This window comes from Paenibacillus sp. PL2-23 (genome assembly GCF_040834005.1).
GTDB lineage: Bacteria > Bacillota > Bacilli > Paenibacillales > Paenibacillaceae > Pristimantibacillus.
On sequence record NZ_CP162129.1, the window covers coordinates 3,102,591 to 3,128,117 of the forward strand.

Genomic DNA, 25,527 nt, shown 5'->3' on the forward strand with positions numbered 1-25,527 from the left:
CTTTACCCGATTAGTTGCATTTTTTGCCATTTGCCTAAATAAAAAAGCGAAGTCCCGGTTAACGAAGACTCGCTTCTTATTCTCGTCATGTCATTTCTCCTGCTCGCTCAACGTGTCTGTAACTCTCGCAGCTTCACGGCGATAAGCTTGTCCGAACCGGTGTCTACCGTTAAGGTAACCCGAACGCCGAACTCTCGACCATCCTGCTGCAGCCACAGCAGGAAGCGTTCCTCCTCGTCCGCGCTGGCTCCACGAAATCTTCCTTCATACTTATAATCTACGATCGATGCGCCACGATACGCCTTGGCTGTCTCTTCCATTGCAATTCGACCCCATTTGGCGTAGCTGGGGGACGAGACTTGCGACACAGCACTGTCAGCTTGCACCGTCTCGGGATTGGACAAGCTTAGCAACAACAAGATCGCCTTCATCACGACCTGGCCTATAATAGCTAACCACCTCCTAGCTGCTCAGGCATACTTACGATTAGCATACCCCGGAGGCGTTACTATTATCCTTGATCCCATGCCAAATACAAAGCCTGTGTGCCTTTGTCCGCGAAGCCGGCGTCGGCTACTCGCTGGTACAATTCGCGGGCCAGCGCTAGTCCGGGCAGCTCAATGCCCATCTCATCGGCGGATTGCAGCGCAATGCCCATATCCTTAATAAAATGTTTGATATAAAAGCCCGGCTCGAAGTTTCCGGCGATCATGCGCGGAGCCAGCTGGCTAAGCGACCAGCTGCCCGCAGCGCCAGTGCTGATGCTCTGCAGCACGCCGTCCAGACGAAGCCCCGCATGCTTGGCATAGATTAACGCCTCACAGACGCCAACCATGTTCGAAGCAATGGCGATCTGGTTCGCCATCTTCGTATGCTGGCCGGCACCCGCGCCTCCTTGAAGCAGGATTTGCCCACCCATACGCTCCAAGATGGGGTAGACGGCCTCAAATGCATGCTCGTCGCCCCCTGCCATAATGGATAACGCGGCGTTCCTGGCGCCTACATCCCCGCCAGATACGGGAGCGTCCAGCGCATGAATGCCCCGCGACTTGGCTTCTTTATAGATCCGCAAAGCAAGCGCCGGACTGGAAGTCGTCATGTCGATCAGATAGGCGCCTGGCTTCGCATGGGCGATCAGCCCCCGCTCTCCCAGGTATAGCTCCTCCACATCGCTGGGGTAGCCCACCATCGTTATAATGGCGTCGCATTCCCGCGCGAGCTCCTCCGGGTGGTCGTGCCAGCGCATGCCCCCTTCAATCAGCTCCTCCGCCTTTGACTTGGTCCGTGTATAAATATGAAGCTCGTAGCCGCCCTTCATCACATGCTCCGCCATGCTTCTGCCCATAACGCCCGTTCCGATAAAGCCAACCTTCGAGATACTGGTATGCATTCAGCCTCCGCCTCCCATTTCGATTTTTTTCTATTTTACTAAAAAAACAAGTCCCGTGGACAATGGTCCACGGGATTAATGATGCAGAATGTGACGCGCTAAGCTTCAAGCGCCGCTTTTTTAGCTTTTTTGCGATTCAGGAACTCATACACAATAGGCACAATAATCAGGGTAAGAAGTGTGGAGCTCGTCAAGCCGCCGATGACGGTAACCGCCATACCCTTGGAGATCAGGCCGCCCGACTCAAAGCCGAAGGCTAGCGGCAGCAGGGCTCCAACCGTCGCGATTGCGGTCATCAGAATAGGACGCAAGCGCGTAACACCCGCTTCCAGCAAGGCTTCACGGACAGACAGACCCTCCTGCTCCTTGTGAATAACGCGGTCAATCAAGACGATGGCATTAGTGACGACAATACCAATCAGCATCAAAGCCCCGATCATCGCCGTAGCGCTGATCGTTTCCCCGAACACCAGCAAGCCAAGCATTGCGCCGATGACGGAGAACGGCAGGGAGAACAGAATCGTCAGCGGCGTCAGCGCACCGCCGAACGTCAGCACCAGCACCAGGTATACGACGGCAATAGCGGCGAGAATGGCTAGGCCCAGCTGCGAGAACGTTTCATTCATCTGCTCGGTTACGCCGCCCATGTCGATATCAACCTGGCTCGGAAGCTCCATTTCGTCTGTCATTGTCTGAAGCTCTGTGGATACCGCACCTACATTCGATGCCGTTACTTCTGCGGAAACCGAGGAGTAGACGCGATCGTTAAGGCGGGTAATGGTATTCGGCGATTCGCCTTCCTCGATCGTCACGACATCCTTAAGCGCTACAGGAGTGCCTAGCGGAGAAGGAATTATGACATTCTCCAGGTCAGCAAGATTATTGTAGGTGCGCTGCTCGACATTCAAGTAGACCGTTACGTCTTCCCCGTCCTTCTCGATGGTTGTCAGCGTCGGCTGGGTACGGATCGGGCTTAACGCCATAGCGACCTGGCCTGCGGTCAGACCGTATTGGCTCAGCTTCTGGCGATCCGCGACAATACGGTATTGCTCATAGGTCTCCGCCAGGTCGGAGTCGACATTTTTCAGGCTTTCATTGCTGTTCAGGCTTGCGACAAGCTCATCAACCACGGGCTGTATGGTCTCCATGTCAGGACCGTACACGTTCATAGAGATCGTGGAGCCGCCCAGGCTTGCGCCTCCGAAGTTCTGCTCCTTCCACTCGCCTTGTCCGCCCAGCTCTTGCAGCAGCGGCACAATACGCTCCTTCTCCTCCGTGAAGCCGTCGAACGATTTGTCATACGTCAGACTGAACAGCGCCTGCTTGGAAGCGCCCGGATTCATCGGATTCTGGCCGCCGATAGAATATTGTACAATGGTAACGCCCTCGCGCTCCATCAACATATTTTCCGCTTCAAGCGCCATGTCGATGACACTTTCCTTGGTTTCGCCTGGAGCCGGATTATAAGTCACAATCATCGATTTCTGCTCGTCAGCCGGCAGGAAGCTGAAGCCGACAACGGGAGCAAGCAGCAAGCTGCCTACTAACAGCAGCACCGCGCCGCCGAAGGTAACAAATTTATGGTCAAGCGACCAGCGAAGCACCTTCTTATACCATAATGCAAGCGCGCCAGGCTTCTCCTCGTGCATTTGATGCGCCTTCAAGCCATTGCGGAACATCATATGGGCCATCATCGGCACAACTGTTATGGCGACGATCAGAGACGCGGCAAGCGCGAACACAACGGTCAGCGCGAACGGCATGAACACCTCTCCCACCATGCCGGATACGAAGCCGAGCGGAAGGAATACAGCTACTGTCACGATGGTGGAAGCCATAATGGGAACAAACATCTCGCGCGTCGCTTCCAGAATCAGCTCCTTGCCCTTCAGCTTCTCTGTGGAGAGAGACATCCTTCTATAGACGTTCTCAATGACGACGATGGAGTCGTCGATGACGCGTCCGATCGCAACCGTAATAGCGCCAAGCGTCATAATGTTAAGCGTAATATCCATTTGGTTCAGAGCCAGCACAGCCATCAGAATGGAGAGCGGGATCGATACAACGGATATGATTGTCGAGCGAATATTGCGCAGGAATAACAGGATAATGACAATTGCGCAGAGCGCGCCAATTACTGCTTTGCTCAGCATCGTATGGACGGAAGCTTCAATCGGCTCGCCTTGGTCGAACGCGACGGTAATCTCCAGACCGTCATTCGCAGCCTCCAGCTCCTCAATCTCGGCCTTCACCGCATTCACAACATCGACCGTATTGGCATCGGCCGCCTTGACAATGCTGACGCCGATAGCATCCTTGCCATTCGTGCGGGAGATGGATTCCGCTTCGCCGACTACCTCCAGCTTGGCGACATCACTAAGCTTCACGCCTGGCATCAGAATCAGATTGTTCAGCTGCTCCTCCGTCGTGATGTTGCCTTCCACCAGCACCGATTTCTCAGATTCCCCGAACTCGAAGATGCCGAGCGGCGCAGAGATGGCAGACGCTTGAATAATGCCCTGCACCGCCTCCTGCGTAAGGCCGGTCTGCGCAAGCGCTGCCTGGTCGAAGGTCAGCTGGCCCTTCACGACATTCTGACCGGAAACCTGCACATCCGCAACGCCTTCCAGTCCTTGAATGCGTGGGATGACATTGTCAACGGCCTGCTTCGTCAGCTGAGCCAGGTCCATCTGGTCATTGGACAAGCTGAGCGACAGCACCGGGAACGCGTTGAAGCTGATGCGGGACACATCAGGATCCTGCACGCCATCCGGGAAGCTCAAGTCCGTCAATAAGCTTTTGACCTCGCTTGCGGCCTTCTCCATATCGGTTTCATAAGTAAATTCGATAATAATGGAAGAAGCGTTCTCCATGGAGGTGGAGGAAACATTCGTTACGCCAGGCATATTGCGGGTACGCTGCTCAATTGGCATCGACACCTTCTCCATAACCTCTTCCGGCGCGGCGCCGGGATAAATCGTCGTTACGCTGACGATGGGGATCGTAATATCGGGTATAGTCTCCATCTTCATGTTTGTGCCGGCGTATAAGCCCGCAAATGTAACAAGCAGTGTCATGATCCATAATGCAAATTTGTTGTTCAACGAAAACTTAATGATACCCTTCAACACATTCCACTCCTCGCTATAGTCTCTATATGGTCAAACCTTGAACCTGTAACCAACGCCCCACACCGTCTCGATATATTGCGGATTGGAGGGATCATGCTCGATCTTCTCCCTCAGCCGCCGGATATGGACGGTGACAGTGGCGGGATCGCCGATTGCGTCGAGCCCCCATACGCGCTCGAACAGCTCTTCTTTCTCGAAGACTCGGTTGGGATAGGAAGCGAGCAGCAGGAGCAGCTCATATTCCTTGCCGGTCAGAGGCGCTTCCTCATCGTGGATGACCACTTTGCGCGCGTTTTTGTCAATTTGAAGCCCTCTAATCTGGATGACCTGGCCCGCGCTCGGCTTGTCGGCGGTCAATCGCTCATATCGGGACAAATGCGCCTTGACTCGAGCGACAAGCTCGCTGGGACTGAACGGCTTCGTCATATAATCATCGGCGCCTAGACCAAGCCCTCTAATCTTGTCGATATCCTCCTTCTTCGACGTCACCATCAGAATAGGTATGTCCAGCTTGGCGCGAATTTCCCGGCATATCTCGAAGCCGTCCAGCCTCGGCAGCATCACATCCAGCACGATGAGATCATAGCCGCCCTCCAGCGCCTTTTGAAGCCCGATATCGCCGCGCCCTTCAATATGAACCTGATACCCATGGCTTTCCAAATAATCTCGCTCCAGCTCGGCGATTGCTTTCTCGTCCTCTACGATTAAGATGCTTTTCAAGTGTCTTCACCGCCTTCGCTTTCGGCATCTGCTGCAAGTGGAAGCCTGATACAGAATCGCGCTCCCCCATCTTGCTTGTTCTCTGCCCATACTTCGCCGCCATGGCCGCTGATCATCTGCTGCACGATCGCCAGCCCAAGCCCGCTCCCCCCCGATTCGGAGTTGCGAGATTGCTCCGCCCTGTAGAAGCCTTCAAAGATATAAGGCAGATCCTGCGGATCAATGCCGGGACCGTTATCCTCGATCGTAATGATAGCAGCTTGGCGTTCACGGCCAATGCTCAGCCTGACCTGTCTCTCCCGCCCCTCATCATTATGAAGCATATACTTTACGCTGTTGTCGAGCATATTGATGAAGACGCGGTACAACTTGTCGGGATCGGCGGCGACAATCAGAGGCTCCTGCGTTTGCTGCTCATAGATGAGACGCACCCCGGATTTCTCCAGATCGAACCGCTGCTCCTCGGCCAAATGCTTCATGTACCTGTTCATGTCGACGCGCTTAAAGTCGTAGGCAACCTTGTGCAAATCGAGCTTGGAGAATAGGAACAATTCGTCAATCAGTTGATCCATGTCGGAGGCCTTGCGGTAAATGGTCTCCATGTAACGGCTTCTCTTCTCATCCGTGTTTGCGATGCCGTCCATTATACCTTCCACATACCCTTTGATAGCCGAAATCGGCGTCTTCAAATCATGCGAGATGTGGGACAGGAGCAGCTTCCGGTTCTCCTCGTACTGGAGGCTTTGATCAATCGACTGCTTCAGCCTGACCCTCATGTCCTCGAACGCCGCCGCAAGCTGGGCAATCTCGTTCTGCTTGCGCTGCTTGCCAAATTTGGAACGCGGGCTTGGCAGCTCATCGCTCAAATCACCATCCTTGATTCGCAGCACCGCAGAACGAAGTGCTCGAATCGGTCGAATGATGCTTCGGGACACGAAATACGTAAGCAGCAAGCTCGTTAAGCAGACAAACAGCAAGCCGGCCGCAAGCGTGAGCGGATGCCAGAATATCGGAACAGGCTCCGACCGGTAATAGATAACGACCAGACCCTCGGCTCCATCCGCATATTGGAACGGCACACGCTCGGATTGGAACCGGAATAAATCAAGGAACAGCACCTCCTTCGATTCATCCACAATGCCCTGCCAATTCGCGTTCGGAGACAGCTCCTGAAGAAACGGTGATACGGTCTGCACAGCCCCCGCCTTAATCAGCAGCATGCCAGCCCACTGCTCGCTCAGCTTCCTCTGCATTTCGCTGAGGTAAGCCACTTCATCCAGTCTCTCCGGCTGCTCCCGGAGCACATACAGAAGCTCCCCGTAAATCATCGCTTGATTAAAGCTTTCATTTCGTTTGGCATCTGTAATCTCTCTTAGATCCTGGTTGCCGGCGGCGAAGATCAAGATGAGCATAAAGAGAGTAAGCAGAATAAGCGGAACGACCGCCATGGCGAGATAGGACATATACAATTTCACTTTGATGGACAATCGATCACTCTCCGCTGCTGTTCAAACTTCTCAATCTATCGTTTATCATAACGGTGAATTCTAAACGAAAACGTACGGGATTCTTACAAATTTATTACGAAATGAATTCTAAAAAGAAACAAGCCGGATCGCTTCAATAGCGAATCCGGCTTGCTTCTATAGACCAGCCCCGTGAATTAGCCCTTCACGCCGCCGACCATCATGCCTTTGACAAAATATTTCTGTAGGAACGGATATACCATAATAATAGGAAGCGATGCGACAATGGTCATCGTCGCTCGAATGGAGAACGGCGTTACGCCCGCATTCTGCTGGCCTACATTGGAGAACGCATCGCTGGCGGATTTGGCGCTCATGGAAGCGTTCGAGTTTTGCAATATTTTCTGAAGCTCGTATTGCAGTGTGCTCAGATCGATATTCGATGAGTTATACAGGAACACGTCGAACCATTGATTCCATTGGTAGACTCCGCTGAACAGAGCAACCGTCGCCAGCACCGGCGTACTGAGAGGCAGCACAATGCTGAAGAAGTTCCGATATTCGCCGGCGCCATCGATTCGCGCGGATTCTAGGATGCTCTCTGGCAGCCCTTCAATGAAGGAGCGGATAATAATGAGATTAAATACGCCGATCAAGCCCGGGAATATATATACCCAGAAGCTGTCGATCAAGCCCAGGTCGCGAATGAGCAGGAAGTTCGGAATCAAGCCTCCATTAATATACATGGTCAGGATGAAGGCCACCGTCACAAATTTCCTCAGAATAAACTCCTCGCGGCTGATCGTATAAGCGACCATCGCGGAGCAGAATACCGTAAGCACGGTCCCGATGACGGTTCGAAGCACAGATATCATCGTCGCGTGAAAAATAGTCGCTTCAGCAAGCACATATTTATAATTTTCCAGTGTCCATATGCGTGGCACGAGATAGATGCCCCCGCGAATGGAATCGTTGGCGTTGTTCAAGGATACGGCGAGCGTGTTCAGGAACGGGTACAGCGTGACGATCATTAAGAGCGTCAGCACAGTGAAATTCGCGTATTCGAACACTCGGTCTCCCGTCGACATCGGCCTGCCCTTGCTTTTGCGTTTGAGTGATATTCCAGCCAATGGCCTCTCCTCCTTCTAATACAATCTGGCTTCGCCCAATCGTTTGGCAAGGTTGTTGGCTGCGAACAGCAAGACGAAGCTGACGATTGTTTTGAACATTCCAGCGGCGATCGACAGCGAGAAGTTGCCCTGGGCGATTCCGTATTTCAGTACAAATATGTCAAGATTCTCCGAGTAATCGATGTTCATGCCGTTACCGAGCAGGTATTGAGGCTCGAACCCGGATTCCATCAAATAGCCGATATTCATAATAAGCAGGACAACAATAACCGGCTTAATGCCTGGCAGCGTAATATGCCACATCCGCTTGAAGCGCCCTGCGCCGTCAATCTCGGCTGCTTCGTATTGAGCGGGATCAATCATGGTCATAGCAGCCAGATACACAATGGTATTCCAGCCGACGTCCTTCCATACGGTGCTGGCACCGAAGATTGTCCAGAATTGCTCCGGTATGCCCAGGAACAAGATTTCTTCCTTGATCATACCCATTGCCATCAGGATTTCGTTAATGATGCCGTCGGGGGACAAGGTAGTCTGAATGATGCCCGCGGCGACAACCCAGGATATAAAATGCGGCAAGTAGCTGACAGTCTGTACGATTCGCTTGAATACGATTTGTCGCAGCTCATTAAGCAGCAGCGCCAGCGTGATGGCGGTCACAAATCCCAGTACAAGATTGATGCCGCTCATCGCCAGCGTATTGCGCAGCACCCGCAGGAAGCGCTCGTCCTCGAACAGGAAGCGGAAATGCTCGAAGCCGATCCACTCCTGCTCCCAGAAGCCCAGCGCCGGCTTATACTTTTGGAATGCGATCGTCCAACCCCATAGCGGAACGTATTTAAATATAAAGAGCCAAATAACAAATGGCATAGACATCACAAGCAGAGGATGCTGCTGGATCAAGGTTCTAACAACCCGTTTCAACCGGGATGGTTTCTTGTACGCTACCGCTGCAGATTCCAGGCCCTGTGCATGGTTCTCCATTATGAGTTTCTCTCCTTCCGGCTTGCAATCGACATACGGACGTGCGATAGGCCGACCCTGCGCAGCAGGCGTCAGGTCGGCCTATGTTTGCATCGCCGTTATGAGCGCGGCGTTCTCTTATTTGGCCGCTTCAACCAGTTTCTTCACTTCTTCTGTCATAAACTTCTCGTATTCCGCCGTATCCAGCTTGCCGAATTCGCCTACGTAATCGTTCCAGATGCTTTCGAATTCGTCCGGCTTGGACAAGACGAGTTTCGGGAAATACTTTTTAACAAGCTCGGTTTTTTTCGTTTCGTAGATTTGCGGCTGGGAGCCCTGCTCCTTTGGAATGCCCCATGCAGGGAACCATGGACGAACATCCGGCGCCGAGAACATCTCGGAATACGTCTGTACGCCGTATTTGCCCAGAATGGTTTTGTCCGCCTCAGTCAAGCTCATTTGGAATACCTCAGGCTGCAGACCCGGCGCAAGCGCGTTGCCGTTGGACAGCGTCGAGTTTGTGCCGTATTGCGGCCAGTTCCAGTCATAATATTTGAAGCCGAACGTTTCGCGGAACGGTTCGTTAATTTTTTGAATTTGCTCCGCCGTACGATAGAAGCGTCCTTTGTCGTCGATCTCATACGTTTCGCCTTGAATGCCCCAGCTTTTCAGAATTTGATTCTCTTCCTTCAGCAGGTTGTCGATATATTGAATGATGCGAACAGGATCCTTGGCGCTGACCGTAATGCCCATGCCGCGGTTTTTGACGAAGCCGGGAGGGTCCAGATACTGGTCCTTCTGACCGTCGAATGTGACAGGCAGCGGGAAGTAGACAAAGTCATCCTTGGCCGGGTCGGCTTTGGCCGCGTCCTTCAGCACGTTCTGCGCGTTGCCGATCTGCCAGCCGTAATCGAAGAATCCTACAACCTTGCCGGAGGTGAGCTTCGCCAGGTATTGATCGTAGTTGTCTACGAAGGAAGCTTTGTCGAACAGCCCATCAGCATTCAGCTTGTTCAGCTCGGACAGCCAGCGCTTGGTGGCGTCTGTCGCGGAATACGTTTTGGCTTCATGGGTGTTCATATCGACGATCACTTCGCCGTCATTCGGATATCCCTGCAAGTGCATAGGAGGGTTGGAGGTTGCAAAAAATCTCCAGTCATGCGTCAATGTAACGAAGCCAGTCAGATCTTCATCGCTATGCTTCGCTACAAAATCGCGGACCAATGTGAAGTATTCGTCCATCGTTTTGATTTGCGGGTAGCCCGCTTCCTTTAGAACCCGGCGCTGAACCCAGAACGCGCCTTGGTTAATGTTAGGATCCGGTACAAATTCGCCAACCACATTGGAGAATGGCAGGAAATAAATTTTGCCGTCCTCTGTTTGCATCTGATTGTAATAAGGACCATATACGCGCTTAATGTTCGGACCATGCTCCTCGATCAGCTCTGTCAAATCGATGAACGCCCCTGCGCCAAGCACCTCGTCAATCGCCGCATCCGGGATGAGCACGTCCGGATATTTGTTCGACGCAATCATCGTACCGATCTTGGTGTTCAGGTCGCCGACCAAATTTTCGATTTTGAAGTTAACGCCCGTCTGATCCTCCAGCAATTTGCCGATTGTCGTTTCGTTGGTGTTAATGTCTTTGGCAGCGCCCGCTCCGTTGAAGTAAGTGAAGGTCACCTTCTCCAGCGGCTTGTCGGTAGCCGCGGATTGTCCGTCCGAGTTGCTCGGAGCTTTTGTTGACGATGGGTTGCCGTTGCCGTTGCCCGAGCAAGCCGAAGCGACGAGCGAGAATAAAAGAATGACGCTGACTACCATTGTCGACCAATGTTTCTTCATCGTGTTGCCCCCTGCTAATATTATTTGAAAGCACTTTCATTGTAACTTCAAAGCAAGCCGATGATGACCCCCAAAACTTTAGTCTGTACTATAGAAATTTAATATGATCAAGCCGCAATGCGATTTGAACCGTTGTGCCAATTCCTGGCTGGCTGTCGATGACGAAGGCAAAGTGCTCGCCATACAGCAGCTTAAGACGGTATATCACGTTCTGAACACCGATTCTTTCGCCCAGCTCGTCTTCCTCCGACAAATACTTGCGAATGCGCTCCAGCTGCTCTTGCCCCATGCCGCCGCCATTATCATTTATGGAGAAATGAAGCATTTCGTCATGGATGCCAATATCGATACTGATGTGCCCGCCTTGCTTCACCTGCTCCACGCCGTGCAGACACGCGTTTTCGACAAAAGGCAGATACACGAATTTCGGTATGGGGCAGCTCTCCGCCTCAGGCTCCACCTTCAGCTCGTAGGTCAGCCGGTCTCCGAACCGATACTGCTGAATTTCCAGGAAGCATACGATAAACTCGACCTCCTCCTTCACCGTCACCCGATCGCGCTTCCAGGTTAAGGAGCTGCGGAACAGCTTGGCCATGTTGTGTATAATTTTTGCAGTTTCCGTCTCCTTCTTGATGACGCTGCGCATGCGAATCGTCTCCAGCGCGTTGAACAGGAAGTGAGGATTGATCTGGCTCTGCAGCGCGTTAAGCTGCGCCTTGCGGCGCTCAAGCTCAAGGCTCTTCTGCCGGATGTCAGCAACGTACACATCGTTAATCAAGCTCCGGATTTGCAACGTCATTCGATTGAATTCGCCGGTCAGCTGCCCGATCTCATCCTGCGTCTCCTCCTGGCGAATCGTTATAAAGTGATGGTTTTTGACCCGCTTCATATGCTTCAGAATATTGCCCAGGCGGGAGGTAATCGATCTGGCGATCCAGCCGATAATGATTGTCGGAATAATGAGATTGATCGCCGCAAGCCAATAGACGAACTGCCTTGCTTCATGCAGCTCCGTATAGATAGCGTCCTCATGCACCGCCGCCACCATGCGCCAGCCGTCAAGCATGCTGCCTTCGGGATAATCAGTTTGAAGCGTAATGGACTTCTCCGGCAGCTGAATGGTGTCCAACTGCTGTCGGACCTCCAGCCACTTGAAATCCGGGCGGTTGGAATATTCCACTTCGCCCCGATCATTCACCAAATACAGCTCGCCTTTAATATTCAGATTGGACATGATGGCATGCAGCGCGGACATTTTCAGCTCAATCTTGAGCACCTTCTCCCGTTTGTTCAGGGAATCGTAATAATTCATGCGCCGCACAATGCTGAAGGTATCCGACAGTCGTGTCGGGCCCGAGGATACCAGCAGATCCTCCTTGGGCGAACGCACGAACACCGTCGCGTTCAGGGGCGCTGCCTCCAATGTCTGGTACCACTCCGTTTCCTTCACCTCATCCGTCAGGTTGCCAACGCCGCCGGAATGCAGCAGCGTAGGATTGTCCAAATAAATTTTGATATTCTGCACCGATGCGTAGATCGGCGTATAACTGTTCAATATTCTTCGGAAATAGGAATCATAGGCTTCGATATAGTCAGCGGGACGCGCATATTCATTCTCCATCAGCTCATATAGCTTATTATCCGTGAAAAAGCCGGAGGACACGTTAATAACGCCCTCCAGCTCCGTCCATAGCTGATTTTTGATCTGCTCCAATGCCCGCGTCGTATCCTCCAGGTTTTGTTTTTTCACATTGTCGCTAGTCACCTGATAGAAGATAATATTGGTCAGAAGAATGGGAATAAGCACGCAAAACAGGTAAACAATCATCATCTTGTTCCGCAGCCTGACGTGATGGAGGCTCAGCCTGCGGCTTGTCGGCGTTCTCTTGCTTGTCATATTCGGCTCCCCCTAGCTAAGGCTGTTGCGATATTCGGTTGGCGTCATCCCTTCAAGCTTCTCGAATTGGGACACAAAGTATTCCACGTTATTGAAGCCGATCTGGTCCGCAACCTCATAGACCCGAAGATCCGTCGTTCGAAGCAGGCGTTTCGCTTCGTTTACTCTGAGATGCAGCACATAGTCGTTAAAATAGGTGCCGTACGTTTTTTTGAACAGCTGTCCCAAATAAACGGGATTCATGTAGAAGCGCGAAGCAATGGACTTTAAGCTGATATTGGACGCGTAGTTCGCATCGATGTAGCTTTTCACCTTCTGCACGCCGCCCTTGGCGAAATCCTTGCGCTGCTCCGCCGCCAGTCTGCTGCATTCCAGCACGAATTGTGCGAACAGCTCCTTCAGCGTCGTGCTTGTCACATTCCGGTCGTACCAGGTCAGAATGGCGCTTTTGTACAGCATGACATCCGTATCGAGCTTCATGCGATGCAGGCTGGCCAGCGCCTCCGACACACATCGGTGCAGGCTTGTCCGTATGGCCTCCGGCGTGAAGCGGCCGTCGCGGAACTGCTGGAAGATCCCCTCAACCGCCTCAATGATCGCTTTCTCATCGTTCTCCTCCATACTTTCATTCAGTCGCGCGAACCAGCTGTTGTCCATCAGCATCCCGTTCATCTCTATGCCGCGGAGCTCGACATAGCTGAACACATACCGTTTCTCTTCGAGCAATTTGAATCGCATCGCTTCATTGGCGCTGACATAGGCCTGCTTCAGCTCCGTCAAATGCTGGACCGGCTCTCCGATATACAGGCATACTGGACATAACATCGCTTGCGCAAGCTTGCTCTGGAGCGTCCTGGCCAGCCGCTCGATGCTCCAATGCTCCGGCAGTCTGGCAATGACGGCTCCGAGCCGGCCGCGATGCTGCAGGGTCTGCACCGGGGGACTGCCCGGCATGATCTCTTCCATCGCCTCATGCAGCCTGGACCGGACATCCAGCGCTTCATCAATCCGAGCCTCGCCGAAGCGGACCTCCGGTTCGTTCACCTCGATGAACAAATAATGCAGAGAGACGTTTCGCGGCAGTCCAAGCACATCATAGCACCCCTCCGCCTCCTCTTGGCTCAGCTCGCCTTTTATTAACGACGAGAGAATTTCGTGGCTCCTGAGGGATTGCTGCCTCTGCGCTTCCGCCGCTTCGCGCTCCAGCTTGCCCCTCAGCTCCATCAGCGTGTCTTCCATCGTCACCTCGTCGATAGGCTTCAGCAAAAAATCGCAAACGCCATATTTAACCGCCTGCTGAGCGTATTTGAATTCATCGTAACCGCTTACAATGATAAACTTCGTATTGATTTTATATTCTTGCACCGCTTTTTGAATCAATTCCAGACCATCCATGACGGGCATCCGAATGTCAGTAACGACCAGATCGGGCGCGTCTTCCCGTATCATGTGGAGCGCATCCTCGCCGTTATCCGTTTCTCCTGTCACCTCGAAGCCGCAGCGCTCCCACCCGATCAGCTCCTTTAATCCTTGCCTGAAAAAAGCTTCGTCGTCGACGAGCAATACGCGAAACATCCCTGTGTCCTCCCCGAAAATCAGTTTGAAGATAGTATATACACGAAAAATAACGTGACACAAGTCCCAGCATCCGATACATTGGTTACTAAGAGAGAGGAGCATTCATTAATGTCATTAAATACTGAAGGCGCGCAACGCGGATTATTTACTGTGGTTACTTTGCTCTATTGGACCTCTATGTACATTTACATACCCACTCTGACTCCATATTTGAACGCTGGAGGCTATTCGCTCTCCTTCATCGGCATCGTGCTTGGCAGCTACGGCTTCACACAAATGCTGGTTCGCTTCCCTCTTGGCGTATTCTCGGATCGTCTGGGCAGACGCAAGCCGTTTATTGTGCTCGGCATGGCATCGGCAGCCTTGAGCTGTCTGCTGTTCCTGCTTCCCAATGGCTGGATCTGGCCGCTGGCGGGCAGAATCGTGGCAGGCGTGTGCGCATCCGCCTGGGTGGCGTTTACCGTGCTGTACGCCAGCTACTATGAGAGCAGCCGCATGGGGCAAGCGATGGGCAGAATCAGCGTCATGACGGTATCCGGTCAGATGATTGGCATGCTCCTCAGCGGCGCCTTGTCTGAGGCCTTTGGACCGCGAACGCCTTTTGCAGCTGGCGCAATATGCGGAGCGGCAGGTCTGCTCCTCGCGCTCGGCATTAGGGAGCCGAAGAGCAGCGCCGACGGGGAACGCGGGGGCATGACTCTATCGCAGGTGTCGGGAGTGGTCCGCAATCGTACGCTGCTTAGAGTTTCTCTACTTTCCATACTGGCACATGGCGTATTGTTTATTACGATGTTCGGCTTTACTCCGCTCAAGGCAGAGCAGCTGGGCGCAGGCGGCGTCGAGCTGACTCTGCTCGTATTCGCCTTCATGCTGCCCCATGCGGCAGCCTCTTACGCCGGCTCCCATTATATCGTCCCACGGCTGGGCTCGAACGCAACCGTTGCATTGGGCTTTGTCCTCAGCGCGGGCTGCACGGCTGCTATGTTATTTGTCCCGTCGCTTGAGCTGCTGTACGTGACGCAAGCCTTGAACGGCTTCGCTCAAGGACTGCACCTGCCGCTTCTGCTTGGGCTGGCCATCCGCGACGTCGCTCCATCATCCCGGGCGACGGCTATGGGGCTATACCAAGCCCTCTATGCCGTTGGCATGTTCTCCGGTCCCTTTCTCGCGGGCTGGCTGAATGGGGAATGGGGGCTGGACAGCGGCTTCCTGTTCGGGGCCGTGCTTGCCGTCAGCGCTGCCGCCTTCACTTGGCGCTGGGCTGTTCAGGATCGGGATCGTCACGATAAGGCTCGCGAAGGGGCTCGCGGCGGCGGGGCTTAATGATCAAGGGAGCTGTATATCCTGACCGATTAGACTTTAGGAGGAAAACATGAACAGCAGCAGGACAGGTTTACGCAGAGGGGAGAACAGCTCCCCTTCCTATCCGGATTGCAAGCCGCAGCTGATATTGGATATTGGGGGCGTGCTTGCAACAAATATTTCACCCCTGTTTTGGGAGCTTGTGGCGGAAGACGCTGGAGTAGCGAGCGACGTTATATACCGCCTGTACAAGGCGGAGGTAAGCGAGCGGTTATGGACGGGCGAGGTGACAGAGGAGCAGTTCTGGTCATGGCTGGGACGCGCTGCAGGACTGGAACGGCAGCAGGGCCAAGCTTACCTCTCGGCTAGCCTGGCCCCGCTCCCCGCGCTTCAGCACCTCAAGCGCTGGAGTGAAATAGCGAATATTCATTTGCTTAGCAATCACCTGATCTCATGGGTGGAGCCTCTGCTTAAGGAGGTCCGGCCTTATATTACAAGCGCGACCATATCCAGCTTGGTGGGCTGCCGCAAGCCCGATCGCGGCATCTTCGACTGCGCAGCGGGTAAGCTTCGGGGCCGCGCCCCCACCCTGTTCATCGACGATCAGTCGAGTAACTTGGACGCAGCGGCAGAAACGGCCGGCTGGTCGACGCTGCTCGCCGATCCGGAAGGCCATTGGATCACAGCCGCTGACCGCTGGCTCCGAGAAGCAAGCGAGCCGACCATCTAGCGTGTTGGAAGGATAACGACATGCCGTGTGGTTATCAAGCCCAGTTGGGGCTTGTTAGTGACAATAACGATTCCACGTGTTGCTATCGCTCGCTGAGCCCCCCCAATTGGTGCAATAACGACACGGCGTGTGGCTATCGAGTGCAGTTGGGGCTTGTTAGTGACAATAACGACACGGCGTGTGGCTATCGAGGCCAGTTGGGGCTTGTTAGTGACAATAACGATTCCACGTGTTGCTATCGCTCGCTGAGACGCCCCAATTGGTGCAATATCGACACGGCGTGTGGTTATCAAGCCCAGTTGGGGCTTGTTAGTGACTTTAGCGAACCCACTCCATTACAAGCCATAACATAGCGCTGGTCATAGCGGCTCCTGTCAGCAGCCAGATGTCTGAGCGGCCGAAGCGGACGCGGAAGCCGTACACCGGCTTCGCTGGTATACTGCCGTAGCCCCTGGCTTCCAGAGCGTCAGCCATCCCTTCCGCTAAGCGGAGAAGCGAGCGCAGGAACGGCGCAAAGATGACGCGCAGCATACGAATGGGAACCGTGCCTATTCGCGTCGTCGCCTTGCCTCTTGCGTGCGCCAGCTTGGCGAATCGCTCCCACTCTCTTGTCAGCAATGGGATGAAGCGGAATATTAACATGATTAACAATCCTGCCGAATGAATAGGCACACCGAGCCGAGCCGTCCAGCCGAACGTTTGCTGGATGGCTCTTTGCAGTCTAAGAGGCGTCATCAGCTCCAGCATGGGCATGCCAATCCACAGAATGACCATTAGCTGTCCCAGCTTTACGGCGGTTGGCTCCGATTCCACCCAATCAAACGCCAGAGGCGACCAGGTAAGCCCCCCGATTAACAGCAATATGAGCGACATGATGGCGAAGCCGCGCAGCACGCGCCACCACTTCTTCGCAATATGCCAGAACGGCGAAGTAGCCACAGCTACGATGATTGCCCCCATAGCAAGCTCCTCTATGCTTCCCAGCATCAGAACAAATGCCGACAGCATGAAATAAGCTAGCACAATAGCGCGAGGATCAAAGCGCTCCGCAATCATTGGCTGATAGGAGCTAGCTGCGCCGCTCCACTCGCCCCCGCGCTCCGCCGCAACGGCCTGCTCCGCCGCAGCGGCCTCCCGCACGCCAGAGCCGCCACGCGTCTCGCGCCGCTTCAGCTCGCGCGCGAGCTCCGCCGCCAGCTCGCGCGGCGCCGGCCAAGGCGCACCGCCGCTTCGCTGGGCGGGCGCCCCCTGCGGCTCCGCCGCCAGCCCGCGCAGCAGCGCCTTCGCGCGAATCGCCTGCGGCGCGGCTGCGCCGAGCGCAAGCGCCGCCTCCGCTGGTGCCGCTTCGCGGACCTCGCCGTCACGGACAACGACGACGCGGTCCGCAAGCGGCAGCAGCGCCTCGAGGTCGTGCGTCGCCACGACCGCTCCGCGCCCAGCCGCCCTGTGCGCCTCCAGAATCGCGCACAGGCGGCGGGTGCCGTCGGCGTCCAGCCCCGCCGTCGGCTCATCCAGCAGCAGCCAGTCCGGCTCGCACGCGAGCAGGCTGGCTATCGCAAGACGACGCTGCTGGCCGCCGCTCAGCGTCCAAGGATCACGCTCCAGCAGAGCCGGCTGGAGCCCCATGCGATGGAGCGCCTCCACCACTCGGCGCTCCGCCGCTTCGCCCGTCAGCTTATACGGCCGAAGCGAATAGAGCAGCTCCTCCCGCACGGTGGATGCGAACCATTGCGACTCCGACTGCTGTAAGGCGATGCCGAATTGGAGCAGTACCGTACGGTTCAGCTTTGTACGCTTGGGATTGCTCCACAGCTCATCGCCTCCCAGCGCGACGGTACCGCTGTCCAGCTTGCGCAGCCCCGCCATCGTCTCCAGCAGCGTGGACTTGCCTGCTCCGTTATGGCCGATGAGCAGCGTCAATTGGCCAGGCTCAAACGTTGCATCCACCCGCTCTAGCAGCACCCGGTCCCATTCCCCTTGCACGCGAACCGTAACCTCTCTTAGCCTCCAGCTATCCGGCATAGCATTGCACCGCCTCTGCCAGTTGCTCCGCTGTGAAAGGCAGCGGGTCCAGAGCTACCCCTTCGCGCATGAGCTCCCAGGCGACCTGAATCGCGTACGGCGGCTCCATGCCAAGCCGCTCCGCCGCACTGCTCTTCGCCGCGCCCGGTGCGGAGCGCCGGAATAGATCGTTGGCTTCGCCGTCGAACAGGACCTCTCCGTCCTTCAAGCATACGACTCGGTCCTCCGGCCTCAGCTCCTCCAGCCTCTGCGTCGCCCATACCACCGCAGAGCCGTCCCCATGAAGACGGCGCACGCCATCCAGCACCTCGCGCGACATGACCGGGTCAAGCATCGACGTCACTTCATCCAGCAGCAGAATCGGCGCGTGAACGGCCATACAGCCTGCAATCGCCGTCAGCTGCTTCTGCCCCCCGGACAACGTCTCAATGGGCTGCTTCATACGCCCGCCAAGGCCAAGCGCATGCAGAGCGGCCTCGGCTCTGGCCACCACGGAAGCCTCATCCCCGCCATTGCGTTCCAGCAGCGAAACAACATCCTCCCATGGCGTTGCGCCAATCAGGCCGGCATCCGGCTGCTGCAGAACGAGCGGAATCGCTCCGCTGGAGGCTTCGCGCGAGTATGCGCGTATAACCTCCCCTGATCTCCCTTGCATGGGCATACCTGCTAGCAGCTTCATCAGCGTACTTTTCCCGCTGCCGTTCGCCCCAAGCAGCGTCACCCATTCCCCGGCGCGAATAGCTAAGGTGACAGACTTCAAGATGGGAGCACCTTGACTGCCATTCGCCAGGAGCGGCGCGACCGAGACACGATCCAATCCAATCTCAATAGGATGTTCCAAAATAAATTCCTCCAACCCTCTTCCCATGGCCATGAGGCTATGCTACAATTCGATTTGTTAACCTGAATTAATATTAAACAGTTAACAATGAAATAGCAACAACTACATAAAAGGAGTCATGTATCCATGCAAACCGTCAATGTTCGATCTCTTGTTTTTACCGCTTTGTTCGCCGCTTTATTCATTGTACTTAGCATCCAGCATCTCAGACTGACGTTAACTCCGGTTCCCATCACCTTCCAGACGCTTGGACTCATTCTAGCAGGTGTGTTCCTGCGGCCCAAGCAAGCGGCATCAAGCATCCTGCTTGTTCTGGCGCTAGTGGCGATCGGCTTGCCGCTTCTGGGCGGCAAAGGCGGCATCTCAACCTTGATTGGCTATACAGGCGGGTTCCTCTTCGCCTTCACCTTCAGCGCCTTGTTCATCAGCTTGTCCATGGAACGCTTTATTCGCAGCCCGAGGCTGATGAACAACAAATGGCTGGCCGCTATCGTCTTATTTGTTATATTCGAGCTGTTCAGCTCATTCCTTACCTATGTAACAGGCGTGCCATGGCTGATGCATGTGCTGAACTGGACCTGGAGCCAGGGCATCCAGGACGGCTTCCTGCCCTTCCTGCTGGGCGACGCGATCAAGTCCGTCCTCGGCGTGCTGATCACCGTTCCGATGCTGGGCTACATCAAGCAGCTTCGCGAATCGATGAAGGGCGACCCCGTCTCGCAGTCGTCATCGCAAGTCCAACTATAGAGCTTATTGACAGCAATGCCCGCAAGCGTCAGACGCTTGCGGGCATTTGCTTTGGGGCTAGTCGCTGCAGTTTTCAGGAGCCGGCTCGCTGGCATTCTCGACATTAATGCGGTCAGACACCGTATCACGAATGACCGTCACAACAAGCTGCAGCAGGTAGTTAATATCCGACTGGCTCTGCTGGAACTGGGACACGATCGGAATGCCGTCCAGCTCATCCTGCAGGGTCTCCATCTCGGATTCAATCTTTTTCACCATATCCGGGTTTTTGAAGGTCGTCTCGAATGCAACAACCTCCTTCTGCTTTTTCTTAATCTGGTTAATTAATGCCTGAACTCGCTCATTGGCATTAATTTGCGCCTCCGCGCGGCGATAAGCCTGAACCTCGTCGGAGTGGAAGATGACCTCAGCCATCTCCTTCGCCTTGGCCATAATGTCCTCCTTCACGATCAGATCGCGAGTGTGGTAGGACGGGATATCCGTTGTGCCCCCATGATGGCTGCAGGCTACGCCATGCTCATGGCTATGTTGTTCTGCCATTGCTTCTCTCTCCTCTATTGCCGTCAGCAGACGGCTTCGTCTAAGGCGGAGCCGATTGGCTCCGCTTTGATATACCAGGTTTGCGCGTCCGTTACCGTTGCCCGCACGAAGGAGCCGATCCACTCCTTGGGCCCTTCCATATGAACGAGCTTATTCGTTCGTGTGCGGCCAGCCAGCACCTTGGCATTGTTTTTGCTTTCGCCTTCGATGAGCACCTCAATCTCTTGGCCCACCAACGCTTCGTTCTGCTTGCGTCCAATGTCTGCCAGCACGTCGTTCAGCCTCTGCAGGCGGCGCTTCTTCGTCTCCATCGGCACATTGTCCTCCATGACAGCTGCAGGCGTGCCTTCTCGCGGAGAATAGATAAATGTATAAGCCGAATGGAAGCCCACCTCCTGCACAAGCGAGATCGTCTCCTCGAACTGCTCGTCCGTCTCGCCCGGAAAGCCAACAATAATATCCGAAGTCAGCGCGGCGTTAGGTATCGCTTTTTTGATTTTGCCCACCAGCTCCAGGAATGCCTCGCGCGTATATTTGCGGCTCATACGCTTCAGCACCTCCGTGCTGCCTGACTGGACGGGGAGATGGATATGCTCGACCAGGTTGCCGCCTCCAGCTAGAACCTCAATGAGGTGGTCGTCGAAATCACGGGGATGGCTAGTTGTAAACCGGACACGAGGCATATCAATTTTGGACATGTCGTGCATCAAATCCCCGAACCGGTATTGCATATCCTCGAAATCCTTGCCGTAAGCGTTCACGTTCTGCCCCAGCAGCGTCACTTCCTTGTAGCCTTGGCGGGCCAGGTCTCGGACCTCCGCGATGACATCCTCGGGTCTTCGGCTCCGCTCCTTGCCTCTCGTATAAGGAACGATACAATACGTGCAGAACTTGTCGCAGCCGTACATAATATTAACCCAAGCGCGCAGCCCTTCCCGCTTCTTGGGGAGATTCTCGATGATGTCGCCTTCCTTTGACCAAACCTCGACAACCATTTCCTTGCTGTAATACGCATTCTGCAGCAGATGCGGCAGCCGGTGAATGTTGTGCGTGCCGAAGATCATGTCCACGAAAGCATGCTTCTGCAGGATACGGCCAACAACAGATTCCTCCTGGGACATACAGCCGCAGACGCCAAGCAGCAGCCCTGGCTTCTCCTTCTTGAGTACCTTCAGATGCCCCAGCTCACCGAACACCTTGTCCTCCGCGTTCTCACGAATGGCACATGTATTCAGCAGCACGACATCGGCAAGCGTTCGGTCCTCCGTAGGCTCATAGCCCATCTCCTCGAACATGCCCTTCATCACTTCGGTATCATGCTCATTCATCTGGCAGCCGTAGGTTTGAATCAAATACCGCTTGCCAACGCCCAGCGTGCGCAGCTCCTCCGGAATGGAGAAATCGTAATGGACCTGAATATCCTCTTTGCCGCGCTTCTTCTCGTCCTTGTAGGAGGGCGCCGAGCTGAGCTGTACGTTGCGGCCCTTAATTCGCAGCGTCGTGACGCCGTCCTCTTCGCTAATAATCTTGGCATCGCTGAAGTCAAAATATTTGGAATAGTCCTTAGCGCTTGCGACTGCGTGCTCCGAAGCGCCTTTGGTCTCTTTGTTCATTCGGCATTCACTTCCTTTATACTGAATCCTTGCCGGCATTCATAGGATGAACCGTCCTGCAAACAATATAAAATTATACCACAGCCTGTGAACCTAATCCATCGGAAGTTGGCATGCTTCTTGGCGGATTCAAGCATTTTCATTGTAGCCGCTCTGCAGCGACAGGTCAATGAAAGATACAGGATTAGCCATACGAAGCGAAGGGCCATGCAGCCGCGCCGCATGACCCCCTGCTCTACCTTCGCCTTACTCTACGATTTCTGCCATCTCGCCGTTTTTGACCCCGGCCGCATTCGCCTCATCAGTGTCGATATGCATGTCCAGCGCGAAATCGGGTGATACACGGGCGATCACATGCTCGAAGACAAGGCCGCGTTCTCCGCCGACACGGACCTTAAGCTGCTGCTTGTCGACAATGCCGAAGCGCTCCGCATCGCTGGTGTGGAAGTGAATATGACGCGCCGCCACAATGACGCCTTCCTGAATGACAACCTCCCCAGCCGGACCCTGCAGCATAATGCCGGCAGAGCCTGCGATATCGCCTGATTCCCGCACGGGAGGGTTGACGCCAAGCGCAAATGCGTCGGTACGCGACACCTCCAGCTGTGTGCGCTTGCGTACAGGACCTAATATACGCACCTTGCCGAAGGTGCCCTTGGGTCCTACAACCGCGACGGTCTCGTTAGCCGCGTATTGTCCAGGCTGAGACAACGGCTTCATCTCCGTCAGCTCATAGCCGGCTCCGAACAGCTGATGGACATGCTCCTGGGACAAATGTATATGTCTAGCCGAAACGCCTATAGGTACCTGCTTGCTCATTTCACTGCACACTCCATCTCTATATATTCAGAATAACGCCAAATAGAAAGCATACGGCCCGTAAGCCGTATGCTTATCATACCATTTATTTAAATTCGGCTACAAGCTGATTGAACTGCTCCTCCGAAATCGACAGCTCCTGATTCGCAAGCGCCTCCTGCTTGAAACCCGTAATCATGTTTTCGTACGATTTACGGCTAGTATTCTGATAGATCAGACCTGTCAGCATGCCATTGGTTTCCATAATTTTGTTCATGGCTGCCACTCGATCCGTTGGATCATAGTCCGGGAACCCTTCCAGGCTCACAATGTTTTCCTTAAACCAGTCATACGTATTAATTTTATTGAACGTCACGCATGGACTGAATACGTTGATTAAGGAAAACCCTTCGTGTTTAATGCCCTGTTCGATCAAGCTGGTGAGGCCCTTCAAGTCGCTTGAGAAGGATTGTGCGACAAACGTCGCGCCAGCCGACATCGCGATTTCGAGCGGAGACAGCGTAGACTCAATGGAGCCTTCCGGCGTCGATTTGGTCTTGAAGCCTTCGGCGCTGCGAGGCGAGGTCTGGCCTTTGGTCAGCCCGTAAATTTGGTTATCCATCACGATGTAGGTCAGGTTGACGTTACGGCGAATGGCATGTACGGTATGGCCCATGCCGATGGCGAAGCCGTCGCCGTCTCCTCCGGAAGCAATAACCGTAAGCTCGCGGTTCGCAAGCTTTACGCCCTGCGCAATTGGAAGCGCGCGGCCATGAATGCCGTGCAGGCCGTAGGCGTTAATATAGCCCGAAATTCTGCCGGAGCAGCCAATGCCCGATATCACCGCAAGCTGCTCAGGCTCAAGACCGACATTCGCCGCGGCGCGTTGAATAGCCGCCTGGATCGAGAAATCGCCGCAGCCCGGACACCAGTTGGGCTTTACATTGTTACGAAACTCTTTGAACGTTGCCATCGCTTAGCTCAGCTCCTTGCAGGCTTTGTAAACTTCAAGTGGCAGGAACGGGTTGCCGTCGAATTTCAGCAGGCTTTCCATTTTGTCCGCATATCCTGCGTGCATTTTAATTTGTCCCGCCAATTGGGCGGTTGCATTGTTTTCGATGACGATTACCTTTTTGGCGCTGTGGAGATACGGCTTCAGCGCTTCAGTCGGGAATGGATGAATCTGACGAATCGTAATATGATTGCTGGTCACGCCTTCTTCCAGCAGCATGCTTCGCGCCGCGTCGATTGTACCGCCCGTGGAGCCCATCCCAATCACCAGCAGGTCCGGCTCCTCTTGCGGAGCGTCTACACGAATGGCATCCCGGATGGAGAGATCCTTCAGCTTGTTCAGACGTTTCTCCATCATACGCTTGCGGTTCAGCGCGTTTTCGGACGGTCGTCCGACTTCGTCATGCTCCACGCCCGTCACATGGTGAAGGCCGCCCTTCTCACCAGGCAATATGCGCGGCGATACGCCATCCTCAGTGAACGCGTAGCGCTTGAACAGCTCGCCGCCCTCAAGCGGCGGCGCATCCTTCACCAGCTTGCCGCGAGCGATTTGAACCTTGCTGAAGTCCAGCGGCTCACATGACTGCTTGCCCAGCGACAGCTGCAAATCCGTCATGACAATGACCGGCACCTGGTATTGCTCCGACAAGTTGAATGCCTCCACCATATCATAGAAGCAATCCTCAATCGAAGCCGGCGCGATGACGATTTTTGGAATTTCTCCGTGAGTGCCGTAGATCATCGCGTTCAGGTCAGATTGCTCTTGCTTTGTAGGCAAGCCCGTCGAAGGACCGCCGCGCTGCGTGTTGACAATGACAAGTGGCTGCTCAGTCATGCCAGCCAGACCGATGGCTTCCATCATGAGCGATAATCCAGGACCCGCCGACGCCGTCATCGTCCGAACGCCGGCATAGTTAGCGCCAATCGCCATCGTGACAGCCGCAATCTCGTCCTCCGTCTGAATGACGGTGCCGCCGAATTTGGGCAGCTTCTTAATCAGGTATTCCATAATTTCCGAGGCTGGCGTAATGGGATAGGCGGACATTAATCGACAGCCCGCCGCAATGCTTCCCAGGCCTATCGCCTCATTGCCGATCATAAACAGCTTCTGCTTGCCGTCAGCCTCGTCCAGCTTGAACGCGTCGAGCGGACCGCCCGCCTGCTCCAGCACGAACTCTGCGCCTGCCTTCACCGCCTCGATATTCTTCTGGACGATAGCAGGACCCTTACGGCCAAACTCCTCTTCAACGGCCCCATTGAACACCTCAAGAGGCAGGCCAAGCAGCGCCCAGGAAGCCCCGGACGCCACCATGTTTTTCATCAGCGAAGTGCCCAGCTCCTCCGCCATCTTCGTAATCGGCACCGCAAATAGTCTCGCGTCCACTCCCTCGGGAACAACGGGATTAAACTTGGCATCCGCTACGATAACGCCGCCCTGCCGAAGCTCGTTCGCGTTCAGGTCAATGCTTTCTTGGTCGAACGCGACCAGAATGTCGAGATCATCTGATATGGCGCGGATCGGCTTGGTGCTGATCCGGATTTTATTATTGGTGTGACCGCCTTTAATACGGGAAGAAAAATGTCGGTATCCATATAAATAATAGCCCAGCCGATTAAGTGCCGTGGAGAAAATTCGGTCAGTACTCTCTACGCCTTCACCTTGCTGTCCGCCAATTTTCCATGACAATTGACTTATCAAAACGTCCATCTCCTCTGCATCATGAAGGTGCATGTTTAATGACAACTGAGTGCATTATATAATAGAAATGTTAAGAGTCACAACAATTTTATGTCCGGAGACCGCGA

The 25,527-nt window shown here is 54.5% G+C and carries 20 protein-coding genes; 3 read left to right on the forward strand and 17 right to left on the reverse strand.

Translation table 11 applies throughout. From position 1 onward, the window contains the following. Positions 1-107 precede the first annotated feature (107 nt). The 10 genes from AB1S56_RS13480 to AB1S56_RS13525 all read right to left on the reverse strand — a co-directional run bounded on the left by AB1S56_RS13480 (position 108) and on the right by AB1S56_RS13525 (position 14,114). Entirely contained in the window at positions 108-419 is a 312-nt protein-coding gene (locus AB1S56_RS13480) for a DUF3889 domain-containing protein (protein ID WP_340868771.1), read from the reverse strand. 92 nt (positions 420-511) lie between these two features. Next, positions 512-1,390 (reverse strand): NAD(P)-dependent oxidoreductase, encoded by an 879-nt coding sequence (locus tag AB1S56_RS13485; protein ID WP_340868770.1) that lies wholly within the window; start codon positions 1,388-1,390, stop codon positions 512-514. Between the two features lie 98 nt (positions 1,391-1,488). Next, the gene (locus tag AB1S56_RS13490; protein ID WP_340868769.1) at positions 1,489-4,518 is read right to left on the reverse strand and encodes an efflux RND transporter permease subunit; all 3,030 of its coding nucleotides are present in this window, start codon (positions 4,516-4,518) and stop codon (positions 1,489-1,491) included. A 33-nt stretch (positions 4,519-4,551) separates the two neighbouring features. Continuing rightward, on the reverse strand, positions 4,552-5,241 hold the full coding sequence (locus AB1S56_RS13495; protein WP_340868767.1) for a response regulator transcription factor: 690 nt from the start codon (positions 5,239-5,241) through the stop codon (positions 4,552-4,554). Then, positions 5,238-6,728: a HAMP domain-containing sensor histidine kinase gene (locus AB1S56_RS13500; protein ID WP_340868766.1), complete on the reverse strand. Its 1,491-nt coding sequence runs from the start codon at positions 6,726-6,728 to the stop codon at positions 5,238-5,240. Before AB1S56_RS13500 ends, AB1S56_RS13495 begins: the two co-directional genes overlap by 4 nt. A 176-nt stretch (positions 6,729-6,904) precedes the next feature. Beyond that, complete coding sequence (locus AB1S56_RS13505) at positions 6,905-7,795, reverse strand: carbohydrate ABC transporter permease (RefSeq protein ID WP_340868899.1); 891 nt, start codon at positions 7,793-7,795, stop codon at positions 6,905-6,907. Between the two features lie 57 nt (positions 7,796-7,852). After that, positions 7,853-8,821, reverse strand: a complete 969-nt coding sequence (locus AB1S56_RS13510; RefSeq protein ID WP_340868764.1) for a sugar ABC transporter permease — start codon at positions 8,819-8,821, stop codon at positions 7,853-7,855. A 117-nt stretch (positions 8,822-8,938) separates the two neighbouring features. Beyond that, entirely contained in the window at positions 8,939-10,642 is a 1,704-nt protein-coding gene (locus AB1S56_RS13515; protein WP_340868762.1) for an extracellular solute-binding protein, read from the reverse strand. 88 nt (positions 10,643-10,730) lie between these two features. Beyond that, the gene (locus AB1S56_RS13520) at positions 10,731-12,539 is read right to left on the reverse strand and encodes a sensor histidine kinase (protein WP_340868761.1); all 1,809 of its coding nucleotides are present in this window, start codon (positions 12,537-12,539) and stop codon (positions 10,731-10,733) included. Positions 12,540-12,551: 12 nt separating this feature from the next. Continuing rightward, positions 12,552-14,114 (reverse strand): response regulator transcription factor, encoded by a 1,563-nt coding sequence (locus tag AB1S56_RS13525; RefSeq protein ID WP_340868759.1) that lies wholly within the window; start codon positions 14,112-14,114, stop codon positions 12,552-12,554. Between the two features lie 111 nt (positions 14,115-14,225). Here AB1S56_RS13525 and AB1S56_RS13530 point away from each other — a divergent pair, with 111 nt between their 5' ends. Beyond that, positions 14,226-15,440, forward strand: coding sequence for an MFS transporter (locus AB1S56_RS13530; RefSeq protein ID WP_340868757.1), 1,215 nt, complete (start codon positions 14,226-14,228; stop codon positions 15,438-15,440). Positions 15,441-15,489: 49 nt separating this feature from the next. Next, positions 15,490-16,149, forward strand: coding sequence for a hypothetical protein (locus AB1S56_RS13535; protein WP_340868755.1), 660 nt, complete (start codon positions 15,490-15,492; stop codon positions 16,147-16,149). Between the two features lie 318 nt (positions 16,150-16,467). Here the strand turns inward: AB1S56_RS13535 and AB1S56_RS13540 are convergent, their stop codons facing one another. Beyond that, positions 16,468-18,171 carry an ATP-binding cassette domain-containing protein gene (locus AB1S56_RS13540; RefSeq protein ID WP_340868753.1) on the reverse strand — a complete coding sequence of 568 codons (1,704 nt, stop codon included), beginning with the start codon at positions 18,169-18,171 and terminating at the stop codon, positions 16,468-16,470. Continuing rightward, positions 18,161-19,012 (reverse strand): ABC transporter ATP-binding protein, encoded by an 852-nt coding sequence (locus AB1S56_RS13545; RefSeq protein WP_340868752.1) that lies wholly within the window; start codon positions 19,010-19,012, stop codon positions 18,161-18,163. The genes AB1S56_RS13540 and AB1S56_RS13545 overlap by 11 nt, the downstream gene beginning before the upstream one ends. A 126-nt stretch (positions 19,013-19,138) precedes the next feature. Between AB1S56_RS13545 and AB1S56_RS13550 the strand changes: the two genes are divergently transcribed. Then, complete coding sequence (locus AB1S56_RS13550) at positions 19,139-19,759, forward strand: biotin transporter BioY (RefSeq protein ID WP_340868751.1); 621 nt, start codon at positions 19,139-19,141, stop codon at positions 19,757-19,759. 57 nt (positions 19,760-19,816) lie between these two features. On the opposite strand, the gene AB1S56_RS13555 is transcribed toward AB1S56_RS13550, so the two are convergent. The 5 genes from AB1S56_RS13555 to AB1S56_RS13575 all read right to left on the reverse strand — a co-directional run bounded on the left by AB1S56_RS13555 (position 19,817) and on the right by AB1S56_RS13575 (position 25,420). Then, positions 19,817-20,299 (reverse strand): YlbF family regulator, encoded by a 483-nt coding sequence (locus AB1S56_RS13555; protein WP_340868750.1) that lies wholly within the window; start codon positions 20,297-20,299, stop codon positions 19,817-19,819. A gap of 23 nt (positions 20,300-20,322) precedes the next feature. Then, on the reverse strand, positions 20,323-21,912 hold the full coding sequence (gene miaB, locus AB1S56_RS13560; protein WP_340868749.1) for a tRNA (N6-isopentenyl adenosine(37)-C2)-methylthiotransferase MiaB: 1,590 nt from the start codon (positions 21,910-21,912) through the stop codon (positions 20,323-20,325). Between the two features lie 246 nt (positions 21,913-22,158). Then, complete coding sequence (gene pduL / locus AB1S56_RS13565) at positions 22,159-22,731, reverse strand: phosphate propanoyltransferase (protein WP_340868748.1); 573 nt, start codon at positions 22,729-22,731, stop codon at positions 22,159-22,161. An 85-nt stretch (positions 22,732-22,816) separates the two neighbouring features. Beyond that, a complete protein-coding gene (locus AB1S56_RS13570; protein ID WP_340868747.1) occupies positions 22,817-23,683 on the reverse strand; it encodes a 2-oxoacid:ferredoxin oxidoreductase subunit beta in 867 nt (288 codons plus the stop codon). Positions 23,684-23,686: 3 nt separating this feature from the next. Next, the gene (locus AB1S56_RS13575) at positions 23,687-25,420 is read right to left on the reverse strand and encodes a 2-oxoacid:acceptor oxidoreductase subunit alpha (protein ID WP_340868746.1); all 1,734 of its coding nucleotides are present in this window, start codon (positions 25,418-25,420) and stop codon (positions 23,687-23,689) included. Positions 25,421-25,527: the final 107 nt, after the last annotated feature.